At 61.6% G+C, this 12896-nt stretch carries 16 protein-coding genes; 12 read left to right on the forward strand and 4 right to left on the reverse strand.

Annotated elements, in window-relative coordinates:
• Positions 1–12: 12 nt before the first annotated feature.
• The 4 genes from J0X03_RS16910 (at position 13) to J0X03_RS16925 (ending at position 3594) form a co-directional block, all read left to right on the forward strand.
• Positions 13–369, forward strand: coding sequence for a DUF4810 domain-containing protein (locus J0X03_RS16910; protein ID WP_046686634.1), 357 nt, complete (start codon positions 13–15; stop codon positions 367–369).
• On the forward strand, positions 366–1022 hold the full coding sequence (locus J0X03_RS16915) for a DUF799 domain-containing protein (RefSeq protein ID WP_033642306.1): 657 nt from the start codon (positions 366–368) through the stop codon (positions 1020–1022). Before J0X03_RS16910 ends, J0X03_RS16915 begins: the two co-directional genes overlap by 4 nt.
• Positions 1023–1134: 112 nt before the next feature.
• The gene (amyA, locus tag J0X03_RS16920) at positions 1135–2625 is read left to right on the forward strand and encodes an alpha-amylase (protein WP_033642305.1); all 1491 of its coding nucleotides are present in this window, start codon (positions 1135–1137) and stop codon (positions 2623–2625) included.
• Between the two features lie 120 nt (positions 2626–2745).
• A complete protein-coding gene (locus J0X03_RS16925) occupies positions 2746–3594 on the forward strand; it encodes a PA4780 family RIO1-like protein kinase (RefSeq protein ID WP_033642304.1) in 849 nt (282 codons plus the stop codon).
• Between the two features lie 8 nt (positions 3595–3602).
• Here the strand turns inward: J0X03_RS16925 and J0X03_RS16930 are convergent, their stop codons facing one another.
• Positions 3603–3821 (reverse strand): DUF7661 family protein, encoded by a 219-nt coding sequence (locus J0X03_RS16930; protein WP_033642303.1) that lies wholly within the window; start codon positions 3819–3821, stop codon positions 3603–3605.
• A 69-nt stretch (positions 3822–3890) separates the two neighbouring features.
• On the opposite strand from J0X03_RS16930, the gene J0X03_RS16935 reads away from it, so the two are divergent.
• A complete protein-coding gene (locus tag J0X03_RS16935; protein WP_116286897.1) occupies positions 3891–4718 on the forward strand; it encodes an AraC family transcriptional regulator in 828 nt (275 codons plus the stop codon).
• On the opposite strand, the gene J0X03_RS16940 is transcribed toward J0X03_RS16935, so the two are convergent.
• The 3 genes from J0X03_RS16940 to lsrG form a co-directional block, all read right to left on the reverse strand.
• On the reverse strand, positions 4694–5287 hold the full coding sequence (locus tag J0X03_RS16940) for a LysE family translocator (protein ID WP_046686632.1): 594 nt from the start codon (positions 5285–5287) through the stop codon (positions 4694–4696). The two genes, J0X03_RS16935 and J0X03_RS16940, sit on opposite strands and share 25 nt — an antisense overlap.
• 82 nt (positions 5288–5369) lie before the next feature.
• The gene (locus tag J0X03_RS16945; protein ID WP_160204104.1) at positions 5370–6275 is read right to left on the reverse strand and encodes an EamA family transporter; all 906 of its coding nucleotides are present in this window, start codon (positions 6273–6275) and stop codon (positions 5370–5372) included.
• An 87-nt stretch (positions 6276–6362) separates the two neighbouring features.
• Entirely contained in the window at positions 6363–6656 is a 294-nt protein-coding gene (gene lsrG, locus J0X03_RS16950) for a (4S)-4-hydroxy-5-phosphonooxypentane-2,3-dione isomerase (protein ID WP_033642299.1), read from the reverse strand.
• 193 nt (positions 6657–6849) lie between these two features.
• Between lsrG and lsrK the strand changes: the two genes are divergently transcribed.
• The 7 genes from lsrK (at position 6850) to J0X03_RS16985 (ending at position 12892) form a co-directional block, all read left to right on the forward strand.
• Positions 6850–8415 carry an autoinducer-2 kinase gene (gene lsrK, locus J0X03_RS16955; protein ID WP_042783922.1) on the forward strand — a complete coding sequence of 522 codons (1566 nt, stop codon included), beginning with the start codon at positions 6850–6852 and terminating at the stop codon, positions 8413–8415.
• A 219-nt stretch (positions 8416–8634) separates the two neighbouring features.
• Positions 8635–9819, forward strand: a complete 1185-nt coding sequence (locus J0X03_RS16960; RefSeq protein WP_096242041.1) for an MFS transporter — start codon at positions 8635–8637, stop codon at positions 9817–9819.
• A 59-nt stretch (positions 9820–9878) separates the two neighbouring features.
• On the forward strand, positions 9879–10772 hold the full coding sequence (locus J0X03_RS16965; RefSeq protein WP_033652403.1) for a LysR family transcriptional regulator: 894 nt from the start codon (positions 9879–9881) through the stop codon (positions 10770–10772).
• Between the two features lie 56 nt (positions 10773–10828).
• Positions 10829–11290, forward strand: a complete 462-nt coding sequence (locus J0X03_RS16970) for a GNAT family N-acetyltransferase (protein ID WP_033652401.1) — start codon at positions 10829–10831, stop codon at positions 11288–11290.
• A 54-nt stretch (positions 11291–11344) separates the two neighbouring features.
• On the forward strand, positions 11345–11686 hold the full coding sequence (yajD, locus tag J0X03_RS16975; protein ID WP_004939576.1) for an HNH nuclease YajD: 342 nt from the start codon (positions 11345–11347) through the stop codon (positions 11684–11686).
• A 271-nt stretch (positions 11687–11957) separates the two neighbouring features.
• A complete protein-coding gene (locus tag J0X03_RS16980) occupies positions 11958–12593 on the forward strand; it encodes a division plane positioning ATPase MipZ (RefSeq protein ID WP_016928620.1) in 636 nt (211 codons plus the stop codon).
• On the forward strand, positions 12590–12892 hold the full coding sequence (locus J0X03_RS16985; RefSeq protein WP_033642294.1) for a hypothetical protein: 303 nt from the start codon (positions 12590–12592) through the stop codon (positions 12890–12892). The genes J0X03_RS16980 and J0X03_RS16985 overlap by 4 nt, the downstream gene beginning before the upstream one ends.
• Positions 12893–12896 lie beyond the last annotated feature (4 nt).

Raw genomic sequence — 12896 nt, forward strand, 5'->3', positions numbered from 1 at the left:
AGAAGCAGAAAGATGATAACTAAAAAAATGGGCGGGGCGCTGTTTGCAGCGACCCTGTTGGCCGGCTGCGCCGCGCCGAAAACGCTTTACAATTGGGATGGCTACCAAACTTCTCTTTATCAATACTACCAGCAGGATGGGCAAAGCCCTGAGCAGCAGATCGCTACGCTGAAAGAGATCGTCGAGAAATCCCGCGCCAAGGATAAAGCCGTACCGCCGGGGCTGCATGCGCAACTGGGGCTGCTGTACAGCAAAACCGGCAACGACGGACAAGCCATGAGTGAATTCAACACGGAAAAAGCGCTGTTCCCGGAATCGGCATCGTTTATGAATTTCCTGATGGCCAAGGATAAGGGGAGCTTTAAATGAAGCGTGTACTCACTTTCCTCAGCGTTACCGCCATCCTGTTGCTGAGCGGCTGTGCTAAGCAAACGCCTTATGACTATGCGGCATTCCATGAGAGCAAGCCGAAGTCGATCCTGGTCTTGCCGCCGGTTAATCAGTCGCCGGATGTCAAAGCCAGCCACAGCGTGCTCGCCAGTGCAACCTTACCGCTGGCCGAGGCCGGTTACTATGTGCTGCCGGTCGCTGTAGTGGAGGAAACCTTCCTGCAAAACGGTCTAACCAACGCCAACGACATCCGCGCCGTCAGTCCGAAAAAACTGCACCAGATTTTCGGCGCCGACACCGTGCTGTACCTGGATGTCACGCAATACGGTACCAGCTACATGGTGATCAGCAGCGAAACTCGCGTTACCGTAGCCGCTCGCCTGGTTGACCTGCGCAACGGCAAACAGCTGTGGGCCGGCACCGCCACCGCATCCAGCAACGAAGGCAACAACAATTCAGGTGGCCTGCTGGGCATGGTGATCAGCGCCGCGATTTCACAAATCGCGGATACCATCAGCGACAAAGGGTTCGACATTGGTGCCATCGCCAACACTCGCCTCCTGTCGGCAACAGGTCAGAACGGCGCCATTCTTTATGGCCCGCGCTCACCTCATTACGCCAGCCAGCGTTAAGCAGTCTCTCGGGCGGCCTTCTCGGGCCGCCTATGCCAAACTTGTCCCTTTTGCCAAAAGTAGCCCATGCTTTAACTGCTCCTTTCCTTCTGGCTAACCGGGACGCTGGCTCATGACGAAAAAAACCACCCTGCTGCAATTCTTCCACTGGTACTACCCCGACGGCGGCAAACTGTGGCAGGAGGCCGCCGAACGCGCCCCGCACCTCGCCGAACTGGGCATTACCGATCTGTGGCTGCCGCCCGCCTACAAAGGCGCTTCCGGCGGTTACTCCGTCGGTTACGACACCTACGATCTGTTCGATCTGGGCGAGTTTGACCAGAAAGGCAGCGTGGCCACCAAATACGGCGACAAGGCGGCGCTCGAACACGCCGCCACTGCGCTGCGCGAACACGGCGTGGGGGTGCTCTACGACGTGGTGTTCAACCACAAGCTCGGCGCGGACGAGAAAGAACGGGTGCACGTGTTCAAGGTGGACGCCAACAACCGCAACGACATTGACGACCAGGGCTTCGACGCGCTGGCCTATACCCGCTTTACCTTCCCCGGCCGCCAGGGCGCGCATTCCGAGTTTATCTGGGATTACAAATGCTTCAGCGGCGTCGATTACGTTGAGCAGCCGGACGATAAAGGGGTGTTTAAAATCGCCAACGACTACGGCGACGACGGCTGGAACGATCAGGTCGACGACGAGAAAGGCAACTACGACTACCTGATGGGCGCCGACGTGGAGTTCCGCAATACCGCCGTGACAGAGGAGCTCAAATACTGGGCGCGCTGGCTGCTGGACACGCTGCCGTGCGACGGCTTCCGCCTCGACGCCGCCAAACACATTCCCGCCTGGTTCTTCAAAGAGTGGGCGGATCACGTGCGCGACAGCGCGCAGCGCGATCTGTTTATCGTCGCCGAATACTGGTCGCACGATCTCAGCGCGCTGCAACAATACATCGAGTTGGTGGACGGCAAAGTGATGCTGTTCGACGTGGCGCTGCACCTGAAGTTTCATCAGGCGTCAAAACAGGGCGACGGCTTCGACATGGCGCAGATCTTCACCGATACCCTGACCGCCGCCGATCCGGCCCACGCGGTGACGCTGGTCGCCAACCACGATACCCAGCCGCTGCAATCGCTGGAGGCGCCGGTGGAACCCTGGTTCAAACCGCTGGCCTACGCGCTGATCCTGCTGCGCGAACAGGGCGTGCCCTGCGTGTTTTACCCCGACCTTTATGGCGCCAGTTACCGCGATAAAGGGCGTGACGGCGGCGAGTACCAGATTGACATGCCGGCGATCCCGGAGCTGGAGAAGCTGATTGCCGCTCGCCAGCGCTTCGCCAACGGCCCGCAAACCGACTACTTCGACGACAGCCACTGCGTGGCCTTCAGCCGCGCCGGCACCGCCGACGCCCCCGGCTGCGTGGTGGTGTTGACCAACGGCGGCGAAAGCGGCAAGACGGTCGCGCTCGGCGCCGATCTGGCGCGCACCGCCTGGCGCGATTTCCTCGGTAACCGCCAGGAGGAAATCACCACCGACGACCAGGGCAGCGCCCATTTCCCGGTCAACGCCGGCAGCGTCAGCGTCTGGGTGCCGACAGGCAGCCTGTGAACGCCCGCCGCCGCGCAATGATGCCGCGGCGGCAAAACTAATGTTTGCCTTTCGGGTCTAACTTACGCTATCAACTGCGCAAGCCATTCACACCGGAGCCTAAATAGGGTACAAGGCTGCATGAAAATTCCAAAACGACTCCAGCCGCTGGTGGATGACGGATTAATCGACGAAGTCATCCGCCGTTTGAAAAGCGGCAAAGAAGCCGACGTGTTTATCGTGCGCTGCGGCGATGAGATCCGCTGCGCCAAAGTGTACAAAGAAGCCGAGAAGCGCAACTTCAAGCAGGCCGTGCACTATCAGGAAGGGCGCAAGGTGCGCAACAGCCGCGACGCGCGCGCCATGAGCAAAGGCTCCAAATTCGGCCGTCAGCAACAGGAAGAAGCCTGGCAGAACACCGAAGTGGACGCGCTGTATCTGCTGGCCAGGGCCGGGGTGCGGGTGCCGCAGCCGGACATCTGCCTGGACGGCGTGCTGCTGATGGAGCTGATCACCGACGAGGAAGGCCTGGTGGCGCCGCGTCTGAGCGATGTCATCCTGACGCCGGAACAGGCGCGCGCCGATCATGCTCTGATGATGAACTACGCGGTGCGCATGCTGTGCGCCGGCTTGGTGCACGGCGATCTGTCGGAATTCAACGTGCTGATGGATAAAGACGGGCCGGTGATCATCGATCTGCCGCAGGTGGTGGACGCCGCCGCCAACAACCACGCCAAAAGCATGTTCGAGCGCGATATCGACAATCTGGCGGAATATTACGGCCAATTTGCGCCGGAGCTGCGCGACAGCCAATATGCCAAAGAGATCTGGGCGCTGTATCAGGAAGGCACGCTGACGCCGGACAGCGTCCTCAGCGGCCGATTCAGCGAAATCCAAAAGCGCGCCGACGTCGGCTCGGTGCTGGAAGAGATCCAGGCCGCCAGCGAGGAACATCAGCGCCGCCTCATGGCGCGCAACGCGGAAGAGTAACGCCCGCGCTACTCGACGCGAAACACGTCCGGCCGCTGCGGGGTCGCGGCTTCGTGATAGATATCCCCCAGATAGCCGGCGATCTCCTCTTCGCGCAGATCCGCCGGCAACACGATATCGTAGCTGGGGGCATATTTGCGCTCTGGCAGCGTCACGCGGAACAGCCGCCATTCGTCCCCGATACGCTTCACGCCTACCAGGCGGCCGAACACGTTAAAAATCATCATCCGCCATTCCCCTTTTCGTCGCTTTCAGGCTATAACACTGTGATGCCGCCGCAGTGAAAAGGAAAGCGCATGAGTGAAAAAACGCCCCAGTTCTGGCGCGACCCGCAGTTGCCTTTTGTCGAAGCGCGCGCCATCAATGATGGCCGCAAAGTGTGCTACAGCCTGCACAGCCACGAATTCTTTTCCATCGGCGCCATCACCGGCGGCGTCAGCACCTATGTCAACGGCGAGCGGCGCATGCAGGTCGGCGCCGGCGATGTGGTTGTCATCAATCCGCAGCAGGCGCATGCCTGCAACCCGATCGCCGACCGCCGTTGGTCATACATCATGTTCTATCTCGATCTCGCCTGGCTCGGCGCGCTGCAGCAGGAAATGATGGGCGGCGACGGCGACCGCTTTGTCCCCTTCAGCCGGCCGCTCAGCCGCGATCCGGCGCTGTTCAACGGGCTGAACCAACTGTACGCGCTGCTGACGAACGCGCAGTGCGGCGCGCTGGAAAAACAGATCGCCCTGGTGGAGTATTTCAGCGCCCTGCAGCTCGCGCTGGGCAGCGGCCGCCATCCGGAGACGCCGCCGCACCCCCGACTGGAAGCGGCGGCGGCGTTTATCGACGCGCACTGCACTCAGTCGCTGACGCTGGAAGACATTTGCCACGCCGCCGCGCTCTCGCCCTCCTACCTGATCCGCGCCTTCCGCCAGCGCTACGGCATGACGCCGCACGCCTATCTGGTCAATCGCCGCGTGCAGCACGGCCATCGGCTATTGAAAAGCGGCCTGCCGATCGCCGCGGCCGCCAGCGAAAGCGGCTTTGCCGATCAGGCGCACTTCCAGCGCACCTTCAAACAGTTGCTGGCCGCGACGCCCGGCCAGTATCAAAAACCCTCCGCCAACAGATAGCAGGCGCTGGCCGCCAGCAACGCCGCCATCGCGCGATTGAAACGCTGTACGTTGCGCGCCTGCCTGAGCAGGCCGCGCAACATCGCGCCAACGTAAGCCCAGCAGGCCACCGAAGCATAGCAAATCACGAAGTAGAGCCCGGCGAACTGCCACAGCAACCGGATGTCACCGTCGCCGACAAACGCCCCGAGACTGGCCACCGACGCCAGCCACGCCTTGGGGTTCAGCCATTGCATCAGCGCGCCGTACCAACAGGAAGGCGCCTGCGCCTCGCCGTTGCCCAGCCTGCCGTCGTCAAACGCCAGCCGGTAGGCCATAAACAGCAGGAAGGCCACGCCGGCCCATTGGATCAAGCGGGTCAACGCCGGCCACAGGATCAGCAGTTGGTGCATGCCCAAACCCAGCAGCACCAGCAACAGGGTAAACCCCAGCGTGGCGCCGACCACGTGACGCTGGGTCGCGCCAAAGCCGAACTGCGCCCCGGCGCTCAATGCGACGATGTTGACCGGGCCGGGCGTGATGGAGGCCGCCAGCGCAAATGCGGCCATGGAAAGGTAGATATTATTCATGAGGGCACCTGAGGAAAAATTCACAGGCGCCAGAATGCCGGGCCGCGCCGACAACGTATTGAACAGAATTGCCCTGTTAGGTTTAGCGCACCGCGACGGCCCGTCGGCGCGGCAACCCGAAGGTATTGACCGCCATGCCGGCCAGCACCAGCAACGCGCCGCCGAACTGCGCCGGCGACAGCGCTTCGTCCAGCAGCAGCCAGGCGGCGAACAGCCCGACCAGCGGCACCAGCAGCGTCAGCGGCGCGACGCGCCAGGTTTCGTAGCGCCCCAGCAGGCTGCCCCACACCGAATAACCGAACAGCGTGGCGGCGAACGCCAGATAGGCAACCGCCAGCCAGGTGCCGACCTGCACATGGCTCAGGCTGGCCAGCACCGCCTGCGGGCCGTCGAACAGCCAGCTGCAAATCAGGAACGGCAGTACAGGGATCGGCGCGCTCCACACCACCAGCGACAAAATATTGCGCTGCGGGAAACCGGCCAGGATCTTCTTGTTGGTCAGGTTGCCCAGCGCCCAGGAGAACGCCGCCGCCAGGGTCAGCAACAGGCCCGCCAGGGGGACCGCGCCGCTGCCCGGCTTATGCAGGCTGGCCTGCGCCAGCGCCAGCATGCCGCCGCTGGCGATGGCGATGCCGACTAAATGATTGACGCGCAGCTTTTCGCCCATCAGCACGACACCCAACAGCAGGGTGAAGAACACCTGCGCCTGCAACACCAGCGAGGCCAGCCCCGCCGGCATGCCCACCTTGATGGCGACAAACAGAAAGGCAAACTGCGCGAAACTCATGGTCATGCCGTAGAGCAACAGCCATTTCCACGGGATGGTCGGGCGCGGGATAAAGAAGATCGCCGGCAACGCCACCAGTAAAAAACGCATCCCGGCCAACAGGAACGGCGGCATCCCCTGCAGGCCGAACTTGATTACCACGAAATTCACGCCCCAGATCACCACCACCAACAGCGCCAACAGCCGATCGCGCAATGTCATCCTCGCCCCGCTTATCCCATTGAAAATTCACTTTGCCTTGCAGGTTACAACCAAACCGGGCGCATGGACACCGGCAAACGCCGGCGTTTATTCCGGCATCAGGCCGATGAAGGTGGTTTTCTTGCGCGGGCCGGTCATCAGCGCTTCCAGCTTCTCCACGCACTGCAGATAGTGTGGGGTCTGCTTGTGCGCCGCTACCGCCTGCTCGTCGCGATAGGCTTCGTAGATGTAAAACCGCGTCGGAATATGCTCATCCTGCAGCACGTCGAAACGCAGGTTGCCCGGCTCTTCGATCGCCCCCAGATGATTGGCGCGGAAAACGTCGATAAATTCGTCGATCTTGTCCTGTTTAACGTTGATCTCTACCAATGTGACGTGCATGACAGCTCCTTGTTTAAACGGCGCGCCGCAGCATGGCGCTTTCCAACCATAGGTTTATTCCCGTCGATTGCCCTGCCGCAACGGCAATTTTGCCGCCTGGCTCACAAATCGCACCGGCGATGCCCACCCCGCCCCCGGCGAGGGAAGACGGCGGCATCTATAGTTACTATTCCTCCCCCTGAGAGCATAGGCTATGGATAACTACTTGATGGCGCTGGACGCAGGAACAGGCAGCATTCGCGCGGTGATCTTCGATCTGGCGGGCAATCAGATCGCGCACGGCCAGGCCGAGTGGCAACACCTCGCGGTGCCGGGCGTACCCGGCTCGATGGAATTCGATCTCAACCGCAACTGGCAGTTGGCCTGCCAGTGCATCCGCCAGGCGTTGCAGCGCGCGGGGCTGAGCGCGCAGGCGATCCGTGCGGTAGCCTGCTGCTCGATGCGTGAAGGCATCGTTCTGTACGATCGCAACGGCGTGCCGATCTGGGCCTGCGCCAATGTCGATGCGCGCGCCAGCCATGAAGTCAGCGAACTGAAAGAGTTGCACAACCACGGCTTCGAACGTGAGGTCTACCAGTACTCCGGCCAGACGCTGGCGCTGAGCGCCATGCCGCGCCTGCTGTGGCTGGCGCACCACCGACCGGACATCTATCGCCAGGCGGCGACGCTGACCATGATCAGCGACTGGCTGGCCTACATGCTGAGCGGCGAGCTGGCGGTCGATCCTTCCAACGCCGGCACTACCGGCATGCTGGATCTGACCAGCCGCGACTGGCGGCCGGCGCTGCTCGATATGGCCGGGCTGCGCGCCGATATTCTGTCGCCGGTGAAAGAGACCGGCGTCGTGCTGGGGCGCGTCACCGAACAGGCGGCGCAGGAGAGCGGGCTGCTGCGCGGCACCCCGGTGGTGATGGGCGGCGGCGACGTGCAGCTCGGCAGCCTGGGGCTCGGCATCGTGCGCGCCGGGCAGACGGCGGTGCTCGGCGGCACCTTCTGGCAGCAAATCGTCAACCTGCCGGAACCGGCCATCGATCCGGAAATGAACATCCGCATTAACCCTCATGTCATTCCCGGCATGGCGCAGGCGGAATCCATCAGCTTCTTTACCGGCCTGACCATGCGCTGGTTCCGCGACGCTTTCTGCGCCGAAGAGAAACTGCTGGCGGAGCGACTGGGGATCGACGCTTACAGCCTGCTGGAAGAGATGGCGGCCAGGGTGCCGCCGGGCGCCTACGGCGTGATGCCGATCTTTTCCGACGCCATGCATTTCAAAACCTGGTATCACGCGGCGCCGTCATTCATCAACATGTCTATCGATCCTGAACGCTGCAACAAACAGACGTTGTTCCGCGCGCTGGAGGAGAATGCCGCCATCGTCTCAGCCTGTAATCTGGAGCAGATCGCCGCCTTCTCCGGCGTGCAGGCCCGCTCGCTGGTGTTCGCCGGCGGCGGTGCGAAGGGCAAACTGTGGAGCCAGATCCTCAGCGACGTCACCGGCCTGACGGTGCGGGTGCCGGTGGTGAAAGAAGCCACCGCGCTGGGCTGCGCGATCGCCGCCGGGGTCGGCGCCGGGCTTTACGCGTCGCTGGCCGAAACCGGCGAGCAGCTGGTGCGCTGGGAGCGCGAGCATCAGCCGGATCTCACCAACCATGCGCGGTATCAGGAACAGAAAGAAAACTGGCGGCGGGTCTACGCCGATCAGCTGACGCTGGTGGATAGCGGCCTGACCACCTCATTGTGGAAAGCGCCGGGGCTCTAGCGCCGCGCGCGGCCCGGTCATAACCTTATACCGTTTTATTCCTTTCCCCTCGGCGCGGCGCAAGCCGCGTTTTAACTCGCTGCCGTCATTGTTCCCCCTCAGAAACAGTGTAACCACCGCAGATGGATTTATCTGCGCCTTCAGCCTGCCGTAGATTGTGACTTTGATCACGCCGCGCCCCGAGCGCGGCCTGCGCATTCACCTGAGAAGAGCGGCATTATGCTGAATAATAAAGATAACCCTGCATCATCCCCGTGGCCGGCGATCTTCTCGCTGACGGTCGCCTGTTTTGTCATGGTCACCACCGAGTTTTTGCCGATCGGCCTGCTGACCAACATCGCCCCTTCGCTCGGCGTCAGCACCGGCACCGCCGGGCTGATGGTGACCATGCCCGGCATCGTGGCGGCGGTGGCCGCGCCGGTATTGAGTCTGGCTTCCGGCCGGCTGGACAGACGCCTGCTGATGCTGGGGCTGTCGTTGCTGCTGATGGTGTCCAACCTGGTGGCGGCGCTGGCCATCAACTTCCCGATGATGCTGCTGGGCCGCGTGCTGCTGGGCATCTGCGTCGGCGGCTTCTGGTCGTTCGCCGCCAACTACGGCCGCCATCTGGTGCCGGAAGCCAGCCAGGGCCGCGCCACTGCGCTGATCCTCAGCGGCATCTCGGTCGGCGCGGTATGCGGCGTGCCGGCCGGGGCGCTGATCGGCGATCTGTTCGGCTGGCGCGCCGCCTTCTTCGGCGGTGCGGCGCTGGCAGTCGGCGTACTGTTGGCGCAGCTGCGTTTGCTCACGTCGGTACCGCCTTCCCGACCGGTCACGCCGCGCGATCTGGTGCTGCCGCTGCGCCTGCCGATGGCGCGCATCGGCCTGATCGCCATCGTGCTGTTGTTCATCGGCCACTTCGCCGCCTATACCTATCTGCGGCCCCTGCTGCAGCAGGTGTTCGTGCTCAGCCCATCGGCGATCTCGCTGCAGCTGTTGGCCTATGGCGCCATCGGTCTGCTGGGCACCTTTCTCGGCGAGCGTCTGGCGGAACACAGCCTGCGCGCCACCTTCATACTGATCGCCGCCATGCTGGCGGGCATTTTGATCGTTTCGCCGCTGCTCAGCGGCCTCGCCGGCGCCACGCTGATGGTGCTGGTATGGGGGCTGGCCTTTGGCGCCGTGCCGGTCTGCGCCACCAACTGGATGTTCGCCGCCGTGCCGCAGGCGCCGGAGGCCGGTCAGGCGCTGTTGGTGTGCGTTATCCAGATCGCGCTGGCCTCCGGCGCACTGCTGGGCGGCGAGGTGGTGGACTGGCAGGGCGTCAGCAGCGCCATGCTGTTCGGCGGCGCGCTGATCCTCTCCGCCACGTTGGTATTCGGCCTCAGCTTGCGCTCCGGCACGATTGGCGCTAAACAGTGTTAATCATTATCTATCTGCAGAAACATGCCCCGGCCACCGCCGGGGCATGGCGTTGAGAACCTATGGACCATCATTTGCTCGCTATCCGGGTATTTAACCGCGTCGTGGAAACCGGCGGCTTTACCCGCGCCGCCGATTCGCTGGGCATGCCGAAAGCGACGGTCACCAAGCTGATCCAAAATCTGGAGGATCACCTGCAGACCAAACTGTTCCAGCGCACCACCCGCAGCGTGTCGGTCACCCGCGAGGGCGAATGCTATTACCAGAATACGGTGAAATGGCTGGCGGATTTGGAGCAGATGGAGGGCTGTCTGACCGAGTCGCAGAATTCTCCGCAGGGCGTGCTGCGCATCGATACCGGCAGCGGCACCGCCCGCCAACTGCTGTTGCCGGCGCTGCCCGGCTTTTTGGAACGCTACCCGCAAATCCAGATCGATCTCAGCATCGGCGATCGCGTTATCGATTTGATCAGCGACAGCGCTGACTGCGTGATCCGCAGCGGTCCGTTGGCCGATTCCAGCCTGATCGCCCGGCGTCTGTTCGATCTGGACTGGGTCAGCTGCGCCACCCCGGCCTATCTGGCGCGCCACGGCACCCCGCGCCATCCGTGCGATCTGGAACAGGGTTTTCCGATGGTGCACTACCGCCATCCGGTCAACGACCGCATCCATCCGCAACGCTATGTCGAGCGCGGCAAAGAGATCGCCATCCAACAGCGCTACCCGGTCAGCATCAATGAAGGCAACGCGCTGCTGGCGGCGAGCCTGGCCGGCTTGGGCATCATCCAGATCTATCGGTTTATGGCGCAGCCGCACCTCGAGCGCGGCGAACTGGTCAGCCTGCTGCACGACTGGCAGCCGCCGCCGGAGCAGATGTACGTGGTCTACCCGTCCAATCGCCACCTCAGCGGCAAGCTGCGGGCGTTCATCGACTGGGCGGTGGAGACGTTTCATTAACCGGACGCTTAGGCAGGAGCGGCTTTTTTCCCGACTTTAAAAAAAATAGGCACATCATGCATATCGAACCGCTGCTCGCCCATCGCCGGCGCATTGAGGAACTGGCCGCGTTGCTGCACCAGGAATGGGGCGCCTTTGCGCAGTGGAGCAGCCGCGATACCATCAGCCGGCGGCTGGCTGAACGCTGCGCACCCGAGAGCCAAGGCGTCGTGTTGCTGGCGCTGTCGCCACAGCAACAGATCGTCGGCACCGCCAGTTTGACGCTATATGAATTGACAGATAAACCGGAGCGCCAATACTGGCTGAGCGAAGTCTTTACCCACCCGCAGCACCGCGGCCAAGGCATTGCCCGCAACCTGATCGCGCGCTGCATCGAGCACGGCCGAATCCAGGGCATCAGCGAACTGTATCTGTATACGCCCGACCAGCAGACGCTGTATCAGAAACTCGGCTGGCGCCCTCTGGAGCAACGCCAGGTCGCCGGTGAAACCGTCACGGTGATGAGCCGCACGTTGTAGCCGCACGCACTGTGGTATTATTGGCCGCATAGTGATTCACGACGGACGACCACCATGGCCTATATCCCCAAAAACTATGCGAAGCTGGAAACCGGCTACCGCGAAAAAGCGCTGAAACTGTTCCCCTGGGTATGCGGGCGCTGCTCGCGCGAATTCGTTTATTCCAACCTGCGCGAGCTGACGGTGCACCACATCGATCACGATCACAGCAACAACCCGGAAGACGGCAGCAACTGGGAAATGTTGTGTCTGTATTGCCACGACCACGAACACTCGAAATACACCGAGGCCGATCAATACGGTTCGACGGTGGTGGCCGGTGAAGATGCGCAAAAAGATATCGGCGTCGCCACCCACAACCCGTTCGCCAACCTGAAGGCGATGATGAAGAAGTAACGCCATCGACAGCTTAATGAGCCACTAACTTATTAAGCTGTTAAATTAACAAAAGACTCTTCCGTTCCGCCACTTCCCAGAGAATTCCTACTTACCCATCCGGTCCATTCACCGCAAAATAAGCTGCGCAGTTAACAACATACTGGCTTGGCAAGCCGCCGCAGTTGGTGCATATTGTTCGCGAGTTGTTCTTGTTAACCTGTTTAATTATCAACCTAATAAGCACATTAACTTAATAAGTTACCCGCTTAATAACTTGAGAGATGGCAGCATGATTGTTCTGATTGGCTCGCAAAAAGGCGGCGTCGGCAAATCGACGAAAGCAGTGAATATCGCCGGGTATCTGATTCTTAAGCAAGGCAAGACGGCGATCATCGTCGATGCCGACGACCAGAAATCGATCATGACCTGGTACAACGACCGTCAGAATGTCGAGGGGCTGCCGCACATTCCGGTGGTGGCCGCGTCGGGTAAAATCAAGGAAACGCTGCTGGAGCTCGATCGCCATTACGACTACGTGATCGTCGATACCGCCGGCCGCGACAGCGCCGAACTGCGCTCCGGCCTGCTGGCCGCCGATCTGTTCCTCTCGCCGCTGCGCCCTTCGCAGATGGATCTCGACACCATCGGCTATCTGTCGGAGATGTTCTCCACCGCGCAGGAATACAACGAGAAGGTCAAAGGCTACATCGTATTGAACATGTGCCCGACCAATATCTTCATTAATGAAGCCAACGAAGCGGCGCAGGTGCTGAGTGAATACCCGGAGTTCACCCTGGTGAGCAATCGCCTGTGCGACCGCAAGATTTACCGCGACGCCTGGGGTGAAGCCATCACCGTGCACGAAGCGAACAATGAAAAGGCGCAGACCGAAATTGAATGCCTGGTGAAAGAGGTGATCCTGTGAAGAAACGCACCCCCACCCACCGCATGTCGGAAGACGAATTCATCAACAGCGCCACCTCGCATACGTTGCCGGTTGCGGCTCCCGCGCCGGAAGCCAAGCCGGCCGGCCGCAAGCGTACTTATAAGGCGATTTCCGTCAGCCTGACGGACAACCACATTGAGGCTATCGATGAAGTGATCGTGCAGGCGGCGCGCAACGGCATCGTGCGTATCACCCGCTCCGACATCATCAAACTGGCGATCGACGGATTGGCGGAGAAAAGCGAAGCGCAACTGCTGGCGCTGCTGAAAAAGCTCTGACCGC

It is taken from the genome of Serratia ureilytica, from assembly GCF_017309605.1.
Taxonomy (GTDB): Bacteria; Pseudomonadota; Gammaproteobacteria; order Enterobacterales; family Enterobacteriaceae; genus Serratia; species Serratia ureilytica.